The 18,776-nt window shown below is 67.1% G+C and carries 15 protein-coding genes; 14 read left to right on the top strand and 1 reads right to left on the bottom strand.

What is annotated here, in order from left to right; all coding sequences use genetic code 11:
• Positions 1 to 44 precede the first annotated feature (44 nt).
• Positions 45 to 1,133 (bottom strand): flagellin N-terminal helical domain-containing protein, encoded by a 1,089-nt coding sequence (locus AC0KVN_RS12205; protein ID WP_214868675.1) that lies wholly within the window; start codon positions 1,131 to 1,133, stop codon positions 45 to 47.
• Positions 1,134 to 1,359: 226 nt separating this feature from the next.
• Between AC0KVN_RS12205 and AC0KVN_RS12200 the strand changes: the two genes are divergently transcribed.
• From AC0KVN_RS12200 to AC0KVN_RS12135, 14 genes are all read left to right on the top strand, one after another.
• Positions 1,360 to 2,970, top strand: coding sequence for a sensor histidine kinase (locus tag AC0KVN_RS12200; protein WP_435567092.1), 1,611 nt, complete (start codon positions 1,360 to 1,362; stop codon positions 2,968 to 2,970).
• Positions 2,963 to 3,571, top strand: coding sequence for a response regulator transcription factor (locus tag AC0KVN_RS12195; RefSeq protein ID WP_270091319.1), 609 nt, complete (start codon positions 2,963 to 2,965; stop codon positions 3,569 to 3,571). The genes AC0KVN_RS12200 and AC0KVN_RS12195 overlap by 8 nt, the downstream gene beginning before the upstream one ends.
• A gap of 42 nt (positions 3,572 to 3,613) precedes the next feature.
• Positions 3,614 to 4,510 carry a LysR family transcriptional regulator gene (locus AC0KVN_RS12190; RefSeq protein ID WP_010338918.1) on the top strand — a complete coding sequence of 299 codons (897 nt, stop codon included), beginning with the start codon at positions 3,614 to 3,616 and terminating at the stop codon, positions 4,508 to 4,510.
• Positions 4,511 to 4,590: 80 nt separating this feature from the next.
• Positions 4,591 to 5,826 (top strand): amidohydrolase family protein, encoded by a 1,236-nt coding sequence (locus AC0KVN_RS12185; protein WP_435567091.1) that lies wholly within the window; start codon positions 4,591 to 4,593, stop codon positions 5,824 to 5,826.
• A 16-nt stretch (positions 5,827 to 5,842) separates the two neighbouring features.
• Complete coding sequence (mhpA, locus tag AC0KVN_RS12180) at positions 5,843 to 7,351, top strand: bifunctional 3-(3-hydroxy-phenyl)propionate/3-hydroxycinnamic acid hydroxylase MhpA (protein WP_435567090.1); 1,509 nt, start codon at positions 5,843 to 5,845, stop codon at positions 7,349 to 7,351.
• Positions 7,348 to 7,776, top strand: coding sequence for a GlcG/HbpS family heme-binding protein (locus tag AC0KVN_RS12175; RefSeq protein WP_435567089.1), 429 nt, complete (start codon positions 7,348 to 7,350; stop codon positions 7,774 to 7,776). The genes mhpA and AC0KVN_RS12175 overlap by 4 nt, the downstream gene beginning before the upstream one ends.
• A complete protein-coding gene (locus tag AC0KVN_RS12170; RefSeq protein WP_435567088.1) occupies positions 7,773 to 8,681 on the top strand; it encodes a VOC family protein in 909 nt (302 codons plus the stop codon). The genes AC0KVN_RS12175 and AC0KVN_RS12170 overlap by 4 nt, the downstream gene beginning before the upstream one ends.
• Complete coding sequence (locus AC0KVN_RS12165; protein WP_435567087.1) at positions 8,681 to 9,511, top strand: fumarylacetoacetate hydrolase family protein; 831 nt, start codon at positions 8,681 to 8,683, stop codon at positions 9,509 to 9,511. Before AC0KVN_RS12170 ends, AC0KVN_RS12165 begins: the two co-directional genes overlap by 1 nt.
• Positions 9,512 to 9,546: 35 nt before the next feature.
• Positions 9,547 to 11,832 carry a TonB-dependent receptor gene (locus tag AC0KVN_RS12160; RefSeq protein WP_435567086.1) on the top strand — a complete coding sequence of 762 codons (2,286 nt, stop codon included), beginning with the start codon at positions 9,547 to 9,549 and terminating at the stop codon, positions 11,830 to 11,832.
• Between the two features lie 70 nt (positions 11,833 to 11,902).
• Positions 11,903 to 12,751, top strand: a complete 849-nt coding sequence (locus tag AC0KVN_RS12155) for an alpha/beta hydrolase (protein ID WP_435567085.1) — start codon at positions 11,903 to 11,905, stop codon at positions 12,749 to 12,751.
• A 25-nt stretch (positions 12,752 to 12,776) separates the two neighbouring features.
• Positions 12,777 to 14,081 carry a family 1 glycosylhydrolase gene (locus AC0KVN_RS12150; RefSeq protein WP_435567084.1) on the top strand — a complete coding sequence of 435 codons (1,305 nt, stop codon included), beginning with the start codon at positions 12,777 to 12,779 and terminating at the stop codon, positions 14,079 to 14,081.
• 15 nt (positions 14,082 to 14,096) lie between these two features.
• Complete coding sequence (locus tag AC0KVN_RS12145) at positions 14,097 to 14,999, top strand: alpha/beta hydrolase (RefSeq protein WP_435567083.1); 903 nt, start codon at positions 14,097 to 14,099, stop codon at positions 14,997 to 14,999.
• Positions 14,996 to 15,424: a hypothetical protein gene (locus AC0KVN_RS12140; RefSeq protein WP_435567082.1), complete on the top strand. Its 429-nt coding sequence runs from the start codon at positions 14,996 to 14,998 to the stop codon at positions 15,422 to 15,424. The genes AC0KVN_RS12145 and AC0KVN_RS12140 overlap by 4 nt, the downstream gene beginning before the upstream one ends.
• Before the next feature lie 16 nt (positions 15,425 to 15,440).
• Entirely contained in the window at positions 15,441 to 18,773 is a 3,333-nt protein-coding gene (locus AC0KVN_RS12135) for a glycosyl hydrolase (protein ID WP_435567081.1), read from the top strand.
• Positions 18,774 to 18,776 lie beyond the last annotated feature (3 nt).

Here is an 18,776-nt window from a genome sequence, read left to right as displayed (position 1 = left end):
TCTCCCGCTGAATGTCCGCAGCGGTCCTAGCCCGGCCGCGCGGATCATTCGAGCAGTTTCAGCACATCCTGTTGCCGGGCATTGGCCTGGGCGAGCATCGCGGTCGCCGCCTGCGACAGGATCTGACTCTTGGCGAGGGCGGTGGATTCGGTGGAGAAGTCCGCATCCTCGATCCGCGAGCGGGCGTCGGTGAGGTTGACGATATTGGTGTCGAGCTGGCTGGAGATGGATTCCAGCCGGCTCTGCGCCGCACCCAGATTGACGCGGGCGGTCGATATCTGCGCCAGCGCCGCGTCGATCACCGCCAGCCCCTGCTGCGCGGTCACGCCGATCTGGGCGTAGGATTTATAGTCGGAATCGGTGAAGGCGACATAGCCTTCCGGGTCCATCCAGCCGGTGCTGCCCAGATCATTGGTGCGATGGACGGCGGCCACGCCGACATCATAGTCCAGGGTCAAATCGATATTGCTGATCCCTACGAAGCGCATCGTGCCGTTCACTGCAAGGTCGGTGCCCAGCAGGGTGAAATCGTCGCTGTTGCTGCGCAGGGTCGGCAGGGTGATGGCGACATTGTCCGTCGCATTGGCGCCCGCCTGCACATTGATGACAGTACTGCCGGCGCTGTGCATGAGTTCATCGCGATAATATCCATAGCCGTCGTAATCGAGCAGATCGCCATCCGCATTATAATCGCGGGCGGCCGTCCCTTGCGCCGTGTTAGAAAACAGGTTCACGCCGTTGAACTCGCTATTCTGCAGCAGCGCGTTGATCTGGGCGACGGTCTGGTCCATTTCGGTCTGGAGCGCGGCGCGATCCTCCGGCCGGTTGACGCCATTGGCCGCCTGGAGCGTCAGTTCGCGCATCCGCTGCAGGCTGTTCTGGACCTCGCCCAATATGCCCTCGGCCGTCTGGGTCAGCGATATGGCGTCGGCCGCGTTGCGCTTGGCCACTTCCATGCCGCGCAGCTGGCTGGTCATGGTCTGGGCGATGGCCATGCCGGCCGCATCATCCTTGGCCGAATTGATCCGCTTGCCGGTCGACAATTTCTCGCTTGCCTGGCCCTGGGCCTTGGTGGCCGCCTCGATCGCCCGCTGCGCGCGCAGCGCCGCGCTGTTGGTTCCGATCACGCTCATGGGATGTCCTCCATCCATGCCAGGCAGGAAGATGCCGGCGTCTGTGGGACCGGGCGACGCGGGTCGCAAAGCGCCGCCCGGCAACCGAAAGGCGTTGCCCCCAAACGGTCGTCCCCGTGATGGCCGCGCCACAGCGCCCGGCCTATCCGGTTAATTCCCGGATAAGATTGAAACGGCAGGGAATTTCCCGGCTTGGCAGGCGGGTGATCCGGGCTAGGACAGGGCCATGGCCACCCTGTCCCCCATGAGCGCCCGGCCGCGCCCTTTTCGCCTGGAGGCGCGCGCCATCGACTGGCGGCTGGTGGCGCTGCTGCTGGCCTATCCCTTCGCGTTCAAGCTGGCGCATATGGCGGCCAGCCCGTGGGGCGGCGCCCATTTCTTCAGCCTCTGGTATCCCGCCGCCGGCGTGCGGCTGGCGCTGCTGTGGCGGATCGGCGCGCGCTTCACGCCGGTCCTGATCGTCGAGGAATGCGTGATCCAGTTGCTGACCGGCACGATCGTGTGGGGCGGTCCCGAATTTCTCAACCAACTGGGCGGGGTGGCGCGCGCGCCCGCCGCCTATGGCCTGATGATCGCGCTGGTGCGCTTCATCGAGCGGCGCAGCCGGTCGGAACTGGCGATCGCGCCGATGCCCTTCGGCCTGGCCGCGGTGCTGGCGCCGACGCTGGTGTCCTTCACCGCGGGCTTCTGGGAATGGCTGTGGCCCGGCGTGTCCGGCACCCTGCCCAGCCAGCCGGTCGCCACCACCATCGCCGCCTTCCTGGTCGGCGACCTGCTGGGCGTGCTGCTGGTCGCGCCGCCCCTGCTGTGGATCGGCACGCGCAATGAAGAGGCGCGGCGGCTGATGCAGATCGGGCGCGGGCGCGCGGTCGAGGCGGCCGCCGTCTTCGTCTTTGCCTGGCTGCTCGCCTGGGGGCTGGCGCGGGTCGAACCCCAGATCGCGGTCACGCCGGTGCTGATCGGCGCGATCTGGGTGGGGCTGCGCTGCGGCCGGCTGGGTGCCTGGATCGCGATCATCCTGTCGGCCGCGATCATCCTGCCCTGGTCGGCACCATTGTCGGCCAGCGCCACCCGCTTCGCGCTGCACATGGGCCTCGCCGCCATGGCGATCGCCACCTATCTGGCCGGCAGCTTTGCCGAGGCGCAGATCCGCGCCCGCGAGGATATCGCCCGGCGCGACCGCATCCTGTTCCAGGCCGAACGGCTCAAGACGCTGCGCGCCATGTCGGTGGCAATCATTCACGAGATCAGCCAGCCGCTGTCGACGCTGGCGATCGAGACCCGGCATCTGTCCGCTCTGTCGCGCGATCCGCAGCCCGACCTGGCGGAGATGCGCGAGAGCATCGAACTGGTCGATCGCAAGGCGGCTTTGCTGGCCGACATGGTGCGACGGCTGCGCAGCTTTGGCGGGCGCGCGGTCGACGAACCATCGCCGATCATCGTCGGCCAGATGCTGCGCGACTGTGCCGGCATGGTCGGCGGCGAGGCGCGCAGCCTGGGCTGCGCCATCAGCCTGCCGCCGATGGATGCACGGTTGCAGGTCACCGGGCATGAGATCGAACTGACCCAGATATTGCTCAACCTGCTGCGCAACGCGATGCTGGCGGCGCCCGGATCGACCATCGAGATCGCCGTGGAAAGCCGGGCCGATCAGGTGACGATCCATGTCGCCAACCCGGTCCCTTCCCCCACCCCCGACTATGGCGGCATGGGCATCGGCCTGCTGGTGGCGCGCGCCATCGCCGACGCCCATGGCGGCACGCTGACCCGCGACATCGCGCAGGGCCGCGCGCGCGCCAGCCTGTCCCTGCCCCGCACGGAGCCCAGCCATGACTGACCCGGCCGATCCCGCCATCATCCATGTGGTCGATGACGATCATGATCTGGGCCGGGCGGTAGCGCGGCTGCTGGGCCGGCATGGCTATCGCACCCAGGCGTTCGACACGCCCCGCGCGATGCTGCGCGCCCAGGCCGACGAGCCGGCCCATTGCCTGGTCACCGACGTGATGATGGCGGACATGGACGGCTTTGCCTTTGCCGAGCGGATGCGGGCGCAGGATCCGGCGGTGGCGATCATCTTCATGACCGCCTGGCCGACCACCAGCAGCGCGGTGGATTCGGTGCGCCGCTATGGCGGGCTCGACTATCTGGAAAAGCCGATCGACGAGGGCCGGCTGCTGGGCGCCGTGGCGGAGGGCGCACGCTGGAGCCGGCAGCGACGCGGAGCGCTGGCCCGGCTGGCGCCGCTGACCCCGCGCGAGCGCGAGGTGCTGCACTGCCTGGCCCAGGGGATGAGCAACAAGATGGTCGCCGCCGCCCTGTCGCTCAGCCCCAAGACGATCGAGGATCATCGCGCCGCGATCGTCGCCAAGACCGGCGCCAGCAGCCCCGCTGCCCTGATCGCCCTGGTGCGGGAGGCGAGCGGCACCGACGGCTAGATTGTCTTGTTGTGCGCGGCGATGGTCGGGCTATCTAGGCCGATGATCGATCCCCGCGCGCTTCGCACCTTCCTCGCCGTCTGCCGTGCCAATTCGATCAGCGGCGGCGCGCGGCTGCTCAACATCTCCCAGCCATCGGTCTCCAATGCGATCGCGCAACTGGAACAGTCGGTCGGCGCGGCCCTGTTTGCCCGGTCGCGCAGCGGCATCAGCCTGACCCCGGAGGGCGAAGTGCTGCTGCGCCGGGCGGAGGCGGTCGACAGCCTGATCAGCGGCGCGGAGGAGGAATTGCGGCTGGCGCGCGCGGGCGTGACCGGCCCGCTCCGCGTCGGCGGCACGCCGGGTGCGCTGGTCAGCCTGCTGCCCGACGCGGTGCGCCGGCTGGAGGACAAGATGGGCCATTTCGCGCTGCATGCGGTGGAACGGCCCGACCATGACCTGGCCGACATGCTGCACCGGGGCGAGATCGAGTTGGCCTTCGTCACCACGGGGCTGGAGGAGCCGCCCGAGGGGATCGAGGAAATCACCTTTGCGCAGGATCCGTTCGCGCTGGTGGTCGGCCGCCGCAACGACCATCTGCCGGCCGAGGTGTCGCTGCGCGACATGATGGCCAAGCGCTGGGTGCTGCCGGAGGCGCGGGGCGCCTTTCGCCGGCAGATCGACGCCCTGTTCATGGCGGCGGGCGTGCCGGTGCCGCAGGACGTGATCCGGTGCGACTCCCTGCTGACGACCAAGGCGATGGTGCGGAACAGCAGCCGGCTGACCATCCTGCCAATGAAGGTGGCGGCGGCCGAACTGTCGATCGGCGTGCTGCGCGCGATCGCCATTCGCGAAGCGACCTTCCAGCGCAGCATCGGCATCCGCAAGCTGAAGGATGCGCGCCTGTCGCGGCTGGGCGAGGCGCTGCTGGACATCATGATCCATAGCTCCAAGCTATGACGTTCCCAAAAATCATTATTATTCTTGCGTATAAATTCGGCGCATAAGGGCATTCAACAAGAGACCAAGGGAGAGCCCTCGTGCGGCAGCTGATCCGCAATATTGCGATTTTCGACGGGACCGGCAGTGCGCCCTTCCCCGGCGCGGTCATGATCGAGGGCGATCGCATCGCCGACATCCTGCGTGACGAAGCCGCGATCGACGAGGCACAGGCCGACACGGTGATCGACGGTCAAGGCGCGACGCTGATGCCCGGCATGGTCGACGCCCATACCCATCTGACCTGGGGCAGCTCGGTCGAGAAAATCTATCATCAGTTCATCCTGCCGCCCGAGGAGCTGAAGGTCGCCGCCTGGCGCAATGCCCGCGTGCTGCTCGACCATGGCTATACCAGCCTCTATTCGGCCGGCGCGCTGGGCGACCAGATCGAACCGGAATTGGCCCGCGCCATCGCGGCCGGCGAAACCCCCGGCCCGCGCCTGGTGCCCTCCACGCTGGAGCGCAGCCCGGAAGGCGAGGAAGGGGTCGAAACCGGCGATGTGTTCAACGGGCGGGGGCCCGAAGCGATGCGCGCCTTCGTCGCCTATTGCGCGGCGGAGGGCGTCAAGTCGCTCAAGCTGGTGATTTCGGGCGAAGATGCGCTCAAGCCCGGATCCTCGCAGGACATTCTCTATACCGACGCGGAAATGATCGCGGCCGGCGAGGCGGCCAAGGACGCGGGCCTGTGGATCGCCACCCATGCCTATAGCCCGCGCGCCATCAATCTGGCGCTCGAAGCCGGCGCCCGCATCCTCTATCATTGCTCCTTCGCCGATGACGCGGCGGTCGACGCCATGGCGGCGAAGAAGGACGCCATCTTCTACGCCCCCGGCCCCGGCGTATCGGTCGCCGCGCTGGAGGCCAATCCGCCGCCCCATATCGACATGAGCTCGATGAAGGCGAGCGCGGCCGAGCGGCTGGAACTGGAAAAGACGCTGGTGCCCAAATTGAAGGCGCGCGGCGTGCGCGTCCTGCCCGGCGGCGACTATGGCTTCCCCTTCAATCCCCATGGCCGCAATGCCCGCGACCTGGAGCATTTCGTCACTTATTATGGCTTCACCCCGGCCGAGGCGCTGCATGCCGCCACCATGCTGGGCGGCGAGTTGATGGACCAGCCCGTGGGCCAGGTGAAGCCGGGCTATCTTGCCGACCTGCTGCTGGTCGAAGGCGATCCGACGACGGACGTCCGCCTGCTGCAGGATGCGGCCAATATCAAGATGATCATGCTGGGCGGGCGGATGCACAAATCCCCCGTGCCCGAGCCCCTGACGGTCTGACCGGAAAGACGCTTTCATGTTCGACGTTGCGATCATCGGCTGCGGGCCGGTGGGGGCCTTTGCGGCCAATTTACTTGGGAAAGCGGGCGTCTCGGTCCTGGTGATCGAGCGCGAGGCCAACCCCTATCCCCTGCCCCGCGCGGTCCATCTGGACCATGAGATGATGCGCCTGTTCCAGTCGGCCGGCGTCATCGACCGGGTCGCCCCGGACATGCGCGATACCGAGGGGCATCTGCATGTCGGCGCCGATCATGGCGTGATCCGCTACATGGGCACGGTCGGCCGCCCCCGCCCCTATAGCTGGTCCAACGACTATTTCTTCTACCAGCCCGAACTGGAAGACCATCTGCGCGATGCGCTGGACGTCTATCCCAATGTCGAGCTGTCGCTGGGCACCGCGTTCGAGGCACTGGCGCAAGACAAGGACGGCGTCACGCTGACGCTGCGGTCGGACGCCGGCGAGGAACAGGTGCGTGCCCGCTATGTCATCGCCTGCGACGGCGCGCGCAGCGCGGTGCGCAAGGCGCTCGACATCAGCCTGGATGATCTGGACTTCGAGGAACCCTGGCTGGTGGTCGATGCCGAGGTCGATGGCCCGGTCCGCTTCCCCGACCTGTGGGGCGTGCCCGACGCCGCCGACCTGCAGAAATTGTCGGTGATGATGTGCGACCCCAAGCGCCCGGCCACCATCGTGCCGGGGCGCGGCAATCATCGCCGCTGGGAATTCATGCTGCTGCCCGGCGAAGACGACCAGGCGATGATGCAGCCCGATGCCGTGGCCGCGCTGGTCGCCCCCTATCTTGACGGCGTGCCGCACCAGGTGGTGCGCGCGGCTACCTATCGTTTCCATGGACTGATCGCCGAGCGGTGGCGGCAGGGCGGCGTCTTCCTGGCCGGCGATGCCGCGCACCAGACGCCGCCCTTTTTCGGCCAGGGCATGTGCCATGGCCTGCGCGACGCCGCGAACCTGGCGTGGAAGCTGGAACTGGTGCTGGCGGGCAAGGCGCCCGAGAGCCTGCTCGACAGCTATCAGCCCGAACGCGATCCCCATGTCCGCGCCGTCATCTCCGCCGCCGTGGGCGCGGGCCGCTATATCTGCGTGCTCGATCCCGACGCCGCCGCCGCGCGCGACCATCAATTGCGCGAAGCCGCCAAGGGCACCCAGAGTGGCACCGCCGCCGACCTGATCCCCGCCATCGCCACCGGCATCATCGCCAGCGGCACGGCGGGTGCGGGCGAGCGCTTCATCCAGCCGCGCGTCGGCGACCGGCTGCTGGACGATGTGACCGGCGATGGCTGGCGCCTGTTCACCCGCCAGTCGGTTGTCGGCGGTGACGTGACCGTGATCGATGTCGCGGAGCTGGGCGATGACGGCCATATCGCCGACTGGCTCGATGCGCGCGGCGTCGAGGCGGTGCTGGTCCGCCCCGACCATTATGTCTTCGGCACTGGCGCCCCCGCAGAACTGATCGCCCGGCGGGACGCGCTGATCGCCGGCACCACCCCGCAGGAGATCGCCGCATGACCCTCTCGCTCGCGCAGGCCCGTGCCATCATCGACGCCGCACTCGCCAAGGCACGCGCCGACGGCGCCCAACCGCTGGCCGTCGTCGTGCTCGACGCCGGCGCCCATCCGGTCGCCTTCGCGCGCGAGGATGGCGCCAGCCTGTTCCGTTTCGACATCGCGAAGGCCAAAGCCTCGGGTGCGCTGGGGATGGGCGCGGATACGCGGGTGCTGGCCACTCGCGCCGCGTCCAACCCTGTCTTTTTCCAGAGCATCGCGGCGGCCACCGGCCAGATGGCCTTTTCGCCGGGCGGCGTGCTGATCCGTGATGCGGACGGTGCGCTGGTCGGCGCGGTCGGCATCAGCGGCGACACCGGCGAATGCGACGAGGCCTGCGCCATCGCCGGCATTGACGCCGCCGGCCTCTTCCACGGAGACAGAAAATGAAGCTGCGCAGCATCGAACTGGCGCTGCCCCATGCGGGTGAGGCCGCCGCCTTCCTGACCGACATCTGGGGCATGGCGTCAGCAGCCCAACAGGGCGAAACCCATTATCTGCGCGGGTCGGGCAGCTATCCCTATCTGGTGGCGCTGACGGAATCGGCCGACGCCTATGTCCGCTCGACGACCTTCGTCTGCACCGCCGACCGGCTGGAGCAGCTGAAGCGCAGCGTCACCGCCGCCGGCCTGCTGGCGACACCGACCGTGTCGGAAGATTTGGGCGGCGGCCATGGCATTATCGTCGAACTGGCCGAGGGCGAATTGCTGCGCTTCCTGGTCGATGCCGAGGAAGTCGCGCCGATCGAGGGCGCCGACCTGCCGGTGAAGCTGACCCATGTCGTCTTCAACAGCGCCGACGCGGAGGCAACCGGCCATCTGGTCGAGCAGGCGCTGGGCTTTCGCGTGTCGGACCGGACCAAGGGCATGGTGTTCGTGCGCTGCAATGACTCGCATCACTCGACCGCCTTCGCCCGCGCCGGCTTTTCCAGCCTAAACCATATCGCGTTCGAGATGGCGGACATGGACGCGGTGATGCGCGGCATCGGCCGGTTGCGCGACCATGACATGGTGCCCGCCTGGGGACCCGGCCGCCATGGTCCGGGCGCCAATGTCTTCGCCTATTTCATCGCCCCCTTTGGCCCGGTGATCGAATTTTCGACCGCCGTTGAAAAGGTGGCCGACGATTATCAGCCCGGCGCACCGGAGGACTGGACCTGGCCCGAGGGCCGGATCGACCAGTGGGGCATGTCCGACAAGGACTTCGCCGGGCTGCGCGCCGCCGAAGAGAAATTCCGCCATCGCCGCGACTGGGACGCCCGGCCGCTTATCCAGACCCATGAGGAACAAGCCTGATGCGCTATGTCAGTTTCCGCCGTCCCGACGGCACCCCCAGCTTCGGCCGGATCGCGGGCGAGACGATCGTCGAGCTGGCGACCGATGTCGCGCCCAGCCTGAAGGCCGCGCTGACCGACGGCAGCCTGTCGGGCCTGGCCGACGGCGCCTCCTATGCCGCCGCCGATGTCGTGCTGCTGCCGGTGATCCCCGATCCCGCCAAGTTCCTGTGCGTCGGGCTCAACTATGCCGAGCATGTCAAGGAAACCGGCCGCGAGCAGAAGGCGCATCCGGCGATCTTCGTGCGCTATGCGGACAGCCTGATCGCCGACGGCCAGCCGATGGTGAAGCCGGCCGTGACCGAACGCTTCGACTATGAGGGCGAACTGGCGCTGGTGATCGGCAAGCCCGCGCACAAGGTCGCGGCCGCCGATGCCTGGGACTATGTGGCGGGCTATGCCGCCTTCAACGACGGCAGCGCGCGCGACTGGCAGCGCCACAATATCCAGTTCACGCCGGGCAAGACCTTTCCCGGCACCGGCGGCTTCGGCCCGGCGCTGGTGACGCCCGACGAGATTGAAGACCTGCAGGCGCTGCGCGTCGAGACCCGCCTCAATGGCGAACTGGTGCAGGACCAGCCGGTAAGCGACATGATCTGGGATATCCCCACGGTCATCGAATATGTGACCGCCTTCACGCCCTTGAGCCCCGGCGACGTGATCGCCACCGGCACGCCCGGCGGCGTCGGCGATAAGCGCACCCCGCCGCTCTACATGAAGGCCGGCGACAAGGTCGAAGTGACCATCGGCACCATCGGCACGCTCAGCAACCGCATCATCGACGAACAATAACAATCATCAACCCGCATACCGGGGGAGGACAGACCATGCGTAACATCCACATCACCATTGCGGCCCTCGCCAGCGCGAGCGCCATCGCAATCGCCGCGCCGGCCTTCGCACAGGACGCGCCGGCGCCCGAACAGGCTGCCCAGCCGGCGGACAATTCGGACATCATCGTCACCGCCCAGCGCAAGGCGGAGAAGGTGACCGAGGTGCCGATCTCCATCACCGTGGCCAATGCCGCCCAGCTGGAACGGCAGCAGGTCAACACGATGAACGACCTCAACCGCATCGCGCCGAGCCTGGAAATCCAGCAGGCGCCGGGTCAGAATACCGGCGGCGGCGGGTCGATCCGCGGCATCGGCACCCAGACCTTCTCGGCCGGCGCGGTCGCATCGGTCGGCGTGGTCGTCGACCAGGTGAGCCAGGGCAACGCCAATATCTCCGACCTGTTCGACGTCAGCCGGATCGAAGTGCTCAAGGGGCCACAGGGCACGCTGTTCGGCCTCACCACATCGGCCGGCGTCATCAACATCACCACCAATGCGCCTGATCCGACCGGCTTTGCCGCCCGCGTCCGCACCGAATTGTCCGACGCCGGCACGCTGGGGTCGAAGTTCGGCAACCAGATCGTGCAGGGCATGGTCAACATCCCGCTGGCCACCAACGCCGCGATCCGCCTGTCGGGCGTCGCCAATTTCCGCCAGGGGCCGAACCGCAATGCCAGCACCGGCGACTATAATGATACCGATCGCTACGGCATTCGCGGCCGCTTCCTGTGGGAGCCGACCGATCGCCTGACCGTCAATGTCATCGGCGACTATACCAAGAGCCGGATCGAGAATGGCGGCGACTTCTTCACCTTCGTCAAGACCAGCGGTCCGGGCACGGCGCTGGGTGGCCTGCTGGCCGACACCACCGGCATCACCGCCCGGCTTGCCAGCTGTGGCGTGACGCCGGGCGAAGGCAATCGCGACTATTGCAGCGACGACAGCTATGTCGGCCATACCGAAAATTATGGCGGATCGCTGCAGGTCGATTATGAGGCCGATCCCTTCACCCTCACCTCCATCACCGCCTATCGCAAGTCGAACGAGACCGGCTATGGCGCAGCGACCAACGTGTTCCGCGGCGATCCGCTGGAATTGCAGGTCGCCAATGGCCCGACCAACCGGCGCCTGAGCCTCTTCACCCAGGAGTTGCGGGTCAGCTCGCCTGCCGACCAGTTCCTGGAATATACCGCTGGCGTCTTCTATTCGAACCAGAAGCAGACCCGCGATCCCGAAACGCTGGCCGTGTCGGTCGTGCCCTTCCCCGGCCTCGTCATCCCGATCGTGCGCAACCCCGGCGCCGACATCGACATCCAGGATGAATCGCTCGCCGTATTCGGCCAGGGCACCTTCCACCTGTCGCCCGCGCTGCGGCTGATCGCCGGCGGCCGCTACACCACCGACCGGCTGTCGATGGACCGCTACGACTATTTCACCCCGGCCGATCCGTTCAGCCGCACCGTGCTGGACGTCCAGAAATTCTCCTGGCGCCTGGGCGCGCAATATGACCTGGCCAACGACACCATGGTCTATGCGACCGCCTCGCGCGGGTTCAAGGGCGGGCAGATCGCCATCCCCTCGGCCCCGGCCAAGCCCTTCGTCGTGCAGCCGGAAATCCCGACCGCCTATGAACTGGGCCTCAAGAGCACGTTGTTCGGCGGTTGGGTCGCGGACCTCAACGTCTTCTACAGCAAGATCAAGAATTTCCAGGCGCAGCAGTGCACGGTGGACAGCACCGCGGTCATTTCCTGCGTCCAGACCAACATCAACGGCGTGAAGTCGCGCGGCGCGGAAATCAACTTCTTCGGCAAGGTCTTCGATGGCCTGTCGCTCAACACCGGCTTCATCTATGCCAAGGCGACCTATCCGGGCGGCTTCATCGGCACCGATGGCACCAATATCGGCGGCAGCCAGCTCGCCTATGCGCCCAAGTACAAGTTCACTTTGTCGGGCGAATATGAAGCGCCGGTCACGAGCCGCCTGAAGGGCTTCCTGGCAGCGGACACGGTGTGGAAGTCAAAGGTGCGCTACGAAGCCAATTCGAACGACGAAACCACCTTCCGTTCGCACTGGCTGGTCGGCGGCCGCATCGGCCTGCGCACCGATGATGATCGCTACAGCGTCGCGATCTTCGGTCGCAACCTGTTCAACGTGCATGAGCCTTCGCTGATGCAGAGCGACTTCCCCTACACCACCGACCAGGGCGAGCAGAATATCGGCGCCATCTATGGCCCGCAGTCCTTCCGCCAGATCGGCATCAGCCTGGACGCGAAATTCTGATCCTCCTGAGGCGGGGCGCCGCTGGTGGCGTCCCGTCTTTTTTCCTAATCCTTCTGGCCAGAGGGGACATATGAAGCCGATCAGGGACGCCATCGCCGCACTGGGCACCGATCTGGGACCGGACATACTCGGCCAGTGCCGGGCGCTGTTCGATGCCGAGCAGGCGGTCCTGGCGGCGGCGGTTCCGGTGTCGCAGGCGGACATCGCCTATGGCCCGGATGCCCGCCACCGCCTCGACCTCTATGCCCCCAAGGGCGATGCCCCTGCCCCCATTCTGGTCTTCGTCCATGGCGGCGGTTTCCTGAAAGGCGACAAGGGCAGTGCCGACGCCTGGCCCAATGCCAATGTCGGTCGGATGGCGGCTGAGGCCGGGTTCCTGGGCGTCGTCATCAACTATCGCCTTGCCCCCGACCATGGCTGGCCCGCCGGGGCACAGGATGTCGCGGCCGTCGTCGGCTGGCTCAAGGATCATGCCGCCGCGCATGGCGGGGCCCCCGATCGCATCGTCCTGATGGGCACGTCGGCCGGCGCCGTCCATGTCGCGGGCTATCTGAAACTCGCCGGATCGGACGCCGTGCGCGCTGCCGTGCTGCTGTCGGGTCTTTACGGCTATACCCCGCTCGATCCGCGCGACATGCTCTATTATGGCGAGGCTTCGCTCTACCCGAACCGCATGCCGCTGGAAGCCATTGCTTCGACCGACCTGCCGCTGCTGATCGCCTGCGCCGAGTTCGACCCGCCCCGCTTCCAGGCCGAGTTTCTGAGCCTGTTGCAGGACCGGCTGGCGCGCCATGGCGCCATGCCCCGCGCCTTCATCCAGTCGGGCCATAATCATTATTCCATGGCCATGCATCTGGGCACCGCCGATCGGCGGCTGTCGCAAGAAATCTGCGCCTTCGTGCGCGAAACCACTGCCTGACAATCAACAATAGGAGAGACGGAACATGCTGGATCGCCGCACCCTTCTGGCTACCGGCGCCGCGCTGATGGCCGCCCCCGCCATTGCCGCACGCAAGAGCGCCACCCCCAATTTCCCCAAGGGCTTCTACTGGGGCGCGGCCACTGCCCCGCATCAGGTCGAGGGCAATAATATCGCCAGCGACCTGTGGTTTGTGGAAAATCAGCAGCCGACCGTCTTTGCCCAGCCTTCGGGCGACGCCTGCAACAGCTTCGCGCTGTGGGAAACCGACCTCGACCTGGTCAAGGCCATGGGCCTCAACGCCTATCGCTTCGGCATCGAATGGGCGCGGATCGAGCCGGAAAAGGGCCTCTTCTCCCAGGCGATGCTCGATCATTACAAGGCGGTGATCGACGGCTGCCATGCCCGCGGCCTGGCCCCGATCGTCACCTTCAGCCATTTCACCGCGCCGCGCTGGTTCAGCGCGCAAGGCGGCTGGACCAACCCGGAAAGCACGCAGCTTTTCGCCCGCTATTGCGACAAGGCGATGCGCGCGCTGGGCCAGGGCATCGCCAGCGCCATCACCCTCAACGAACCCAATATCCTGCTGTTACTCAAGCCCATGCTGCCCCAGCAGGTGTGGGACATCCAGAAACTGACGCTGGAAACCGCGGCGAAGCGGCTGGGCGTGCCCAAATATGTCTGCGCCAATGTCGCCGGCTTCGATGATCTGCCCGCGCTCCAGACCGGCCTCGAAGCCGCGCACAAGGCGGGCAAGGCCGCGATCAAGGCAGTGCGCTCCGACCTGCCGGTCGGTTTCTCGCTGGCGCTGATGGACGATCAGGCGGTCGGCGCCCATTCGGTGCGCGACGCCATGCGCAAGCAGCTTTACGGCAACTGGCTGGAGATTGCGAAGGGCGACGATTTCATCGGCGTCCAGAATTACGAGCGCGCCCTGTGGGGCGACAAGGGCCGCCTGCCCGCGCCCAAGGGATCGGCCGTCAACTGGTCCGGCACCGAAGTCTGGGCGCCCTCGCTCGGCGGCGCGGTCCGCTTTGCCCATGAAGCGACCGGCGTGCCGATCCTGGTGTCCGAACATGGCGTGGGCAGCGACGATGATGCGGTTCGCGCGAAGTTCATTCCCGAAGCGCTGGCGGGGCTCAAGGCCGCGATCGACGATGGCGTGCCGGTGCTGGGCTATTGCCACTGGTCGCTGCTCGACAATTTCGAGTGGATCTTCGGCTACAAGCCCAAATTCGGCCTGCACAGCGTCGATCCGGTGACCTTCGCCCGCACGGCCAAGCCCAGCGCCGCCGTCTATGGCGCGATCGCCCGCCGCAACGCGCTCTGACGGGGGAGGATCGCCATGAAGCGCCTTGTCCTGCTGTCGCTGCTGCTGGCCTCGCCCGCCATCGCGCAGATGCCGACGCCGGTGCCCGCCACGGCGCCGGCCGAACCCGATGCCATCCCGCTCTATCCTGATCTGAAGGCGCCCAAGGGATCGGCCGAGAATTGGGTGCGTTTCGGCGACGACCTCGCCGTGCGCAACGTCACCGTGCCGACCATTACGCCGGTCCTGCCCGATCCGGCGAAGGCGACCGGCGCGGCGGTGATCGTCGCGCCCGGCGGCGCCTTCATGCTGCTGGCGATGGATCATGAGGGCTGGAATGTCGCGCGCTGGCTGGCCGATCATGGCGTCGCTGCCTTCGTCCTCAAATATCGGCTGAACCAGACCCCGGCCGACACCGCCGAGGCATCCGCCTATATGGGCAAGCGCATGGCGGATTCGCTGCGCGATCCCAACGTCCCGCCAACGATCAGCGAGCCCCGCGCCACACTGGATGCACTCGCTGCACTCAAACTGGTCCGCGCAAACTCGAGCAAATGGGGCGTAGATCCGAACAGGGTCGGCATGATCGGCTTTTCCGCCGGCGCCATGACCGTCATGAACGCCACGCTGGAGGGCAAGGGCGCGGATCGCCCGTCCTTCATCGGCTATGTCTATGGCCCGATGCTGCCGCGCAATGTCCCCGCCGACGCGCCGCCGATGTTCGCGGCGATCGCCAATGACGACAGCCTGTTCCCCAATCCCTCCTATGCGCTGGTCGAAAGCTGGCGCCGGGCGCATGTGCCGGTCGAACTCCACGCCTATGAGCGCGGCGATCATGGGTTCGGCATGGGCAAGCCGGGCACGACGACCATGGGCCTGCTGCCGCAATTTCTGAGCTGGATGGACATGCGCGGCCTGCTTACGAAGGCGGGACAATGACCGGCACCGTCTCGATCCGGCGGGAGGCGGCGATCAGCGTCGGCATCAATGGCGCGTTGAGCCTGGCCTTCTTCCTCGCTGTGTTCGGCACTCAGCCGCGCCTGCTGGCCTGGGCGACGCCCGATCGACTGGCGCTGGATTTCGTGCCGCAGAGCATTGCCGTTGCGCTCATGAGCGCGCTCGTCCCGGCGCTGATCGCGCGCAGACGGGTGGGTGGCGCCCTGCGTCCGATCCTGCTGCGCGCCGCCGGCTTTGCGCTGGCCGGCGCCGCGCTGGGCGGGTTGCTTGCACTCGCGACCGGTGGCCTGGCGCCGATCGGCTGGAGCGCCGCACTGGCCATCAAGATTGCCTATGGCGGCGCGCTCGGTGCGCTGGTCGCCAGCCTGGCGCTGCGACGGATGCTGTCATCCGCCCCAATCATCTGACATGAGGATCGCCCCGATGACATTCCGTTCCCTGCGTCTCGCCATGCTGCTGGCCGGCACCGTGCTTGCCATGCCGGCCCAGGCCGACGATCTGGCCGACGGCTTCAACAATCCGCCCCAGTCGGCCCGGCCGCGCGTGTGGTGGCACTGGCTGAACGGCAATGTGACCAAGGACGGGATCGACAAGGATCTCGACTGGCTGGCGCGGATCGGCATTGGCGGGGTGCAGAATTTCGACGCCAATCTGCAGACACCGCAGATCGTCAAGGAACGGCTGGTCTACATGACCGATGGCTGGAAGGATGCGTTCCGCCACGCCGTCCAGACCGCCGATGCCAAGGGGCTGGAATTCGCCATCGCCGCCTCGCCGGGCTGGAGCGAGACCGGCGGCCCCTGGGTCAAGCCGCAGGACGCGATGAAGAAACTGGTCTGGTCTGAAGTCGAGGTCGAGGGCGGCCAGCGGTTCAAGGGCGCCCTGCCCGCCCCGTCCAATGTGACTGGCGCCTTCCAGAGCGCGAAGTTCAGCGACCCGCTGGCGGGCGACGCGGAGATACCGGACCAGCCGCGCGCCTATGGCGAGGCGCGGGTGCTGGCCTATCCGATCGCAGCGGCGCCCTTGCCGACGCCGCGTATCCTTGATGCCGATGGCCAGCCGGTCGCGGGCGCAGCCGCACTGGGCGATAGCGATCTGGAAACCGTGGCGCAGATGGCCAAGGGCGATGAAGCGCATCCCGGCATGCTGATCCTTGATTATGGCAAGCCGGTCACGGTGCGGTCGGCCAGCCTGTTCGTGCCCCATGCCCGGCCGCCCTTCGGTGACCCCGCCTATCGCCCGACGATCGAGGCGGAGACGGCGCAGGGCTGGCAGCCGCTCGGTCGCTTCTCGCTGACCGAAGTCGCCTCCACCACCAGCTTCGCGCCGGTCACGGCGCAGCGCTTCCGACTGGTCCTGTCGCCCAATGACGCCGCCAAGTCGCCGGGCCTGGGCGATGGCGCACCCGGCGCGGTGATGATCGACGTATTCGGTCGCCCGGCCAGCCCGACGCTGGGCATTGGCGACCTGCGCCTGTCGACCGAGGCGCGGATCGACCAGTTTGAAGCGAAGGCCGGCTATGCCATCGCATCCGATTATAACCGCCTGAACATGGGTCCGGCCGATGCGCCGGCGATCGATCCGGCCAGGGTCATCGACCTGACCGACCGGCTGCGCCCCGACGGCACGCTCGACTGGACCGCGCCCAGGGGTACGCGCTGGCGCATCGTCCGCATGGGCTGGTCGCTGACCGGCAAGACCAACCATCCCGCCACGCCCGAAGCCACCGGGCTGGAGGTCGACAAATATGATGCGGCCGCCGTGCGCCGCTATCTCGAAACCTATCTCGCCATGTATCGCGATGCGGTCGGAGCCGACTGGATCGGCAAGAAGGGCATCAGCGCGCTGCTGACCGACAGTATCGAGGTGGGCGCGTCCAACTGGACGCCGCGCATGGTGGAGGAGTTCAAGGCGCGGCGCGGATATGATCCCGTCCCCTTCCTGCCGGCCCTGACCGGCGCGGTGGTGGGATCGGCCGCGCGCAGCGACGCCTTCCTGCATGATTATCGCCAGACCCTGGCCGACCTGCTGGCCGACGCCCATTATGGCACGGTGGCCAAGGTCGCGCATGAGCATGGCCTGACCGTCTATGGCGAGGCGCTGGAAAATGGCCGGCCGGTGCTGGGCGACGACCTTGCCATGCGCGCGCATACCGATGTGCCGATGGCGGCGATGTGGACCTTCAACCGCGGCAGCGCGCCGCGCCCGACGCTGATCGGCGACATGAAGGGCGCGGCGTCGGTGGCCCATATCTATGGCCAGAATATCGTGTCGGCCGAAAGCATGACGTCGGCCTTCGCCCCCTGGGCCTTTGCCCCGGCGGACCTCAAGCGCGTGATCGATCTGGAATTCGTATCCGGCGTCAACCGGCCGATCGTCCACACCTCCGTCCACCAGCCGGTGGATGACAAGGTGCCCGGCCTCAGCCTCATGATCTTCGGCCAATATTTCAACCGCCACGAAAGCTGGGCCAATATGGCCAAACCCTGGGTCGACTATATGGCGCGCACCGGCTTCCTGTTGCAGCAGGGCCGCGACCATGCCGACATCGCCTATTTCTATGGCGAGGATGCGCCGATCACCGCGCTGTTCGAGCATGGCGTGCCGGCCGACCTGCCCAGCGATTATGCCTATGACTTCGTCAATGCCGAGATTTTGGCGACCAAGGCGTCGGTGCAGAATGGCGACCTGATCGCCGGCAAGGCGCGTTACAAGGCGCTGTATCTGGGCGGATCGAGCAAGGTGATGACGCTTGCCACCTTGCAGCGCATCGCCACGCTGGTCGAGGGGGGCGCGACATTGATCGGCACCGCGCCCGACCGCGCGCCCGGCCTGCAGGATGATCCCGCCGCCTTCCGCGCGCTGGTGGCGAAGCTATGGAGCGGCCAGCCGGTCGGCAAGGGCAAAGTGATCGCCAGCGCCGATGTCGACGCCGCGCTCGCCGGCACGGGCATCGGCGCCGATTTCCGCGTGACCGGCAGCGGCGATGCCAGCGCCTATCGCTTCCTCCACCGTGCCCTGCCCGATGGCGACCTTTATTATGTGACCAATGGCAAGGCGCAGGCCGAGCATGTCGAGGCGCGTTTCCGCGTCACCGGCCGCCAGCCGGAAATCTGGCGCGCGATCGACGGCAGCGCCGCGCCGCTATCCTACCGGACCGAGGGCAGCGACACGATCGTCCCGCTCGATGTCGGGCCGGAGGATGCCTTCTTCATCCTGTTCCGCAAGCCGGCGGAGGCCCCCAGCCGGACGATCGCGCCGGCGGCGGTGAAGCAGGTTGCTACCCTGTCGCAGCCCTGGACCGTGCGCTTCCAGCCGGGGCGCGGCGCGCCGGCCGAGATTGCGATGCCCACACTGACGGCGCTCGACAAGAGCAGCGATCCGGGTGTGCGCTATTTCTCGGGCGAGGCGACCTATGCCAGCAGCTTTACCCTGCCCAAGGGCGCCAAAAAAGCCGGCGCACCGCTGTGGCTTGATCTCGGCAGCATCGGTGACGTCGCGGAGGTGCGGGTCAATGGCAAGGTCGCGGGCACAAGCTGGTTCGCCCCCTATCGGCTGGACGTCGGCAGACTGGTCAAGCCCGGCCGCAACGCGATCGAGGTGAAGGTCGCGAACCTGTGGGTCAATCGCCTGATCGGCGACCAGCAGCCCGGCGCACAGAAGATCACCTTCACCGCCGCCCCCACCTATCGCCCCGATGCGCCGCTGCGTCCGTCGGGCCTGATCGGGCCGGTTACGCTGTCGGCGGAACAATAAGCA

This window comes from Sphingobium sp. SG1, assembly GCF_057063145.1.
The sequence above is the reverse complement of the archived record's forward strand: the minus strand, read 5'-3'. Positions and strand labels throughout refer to the sequence as shown.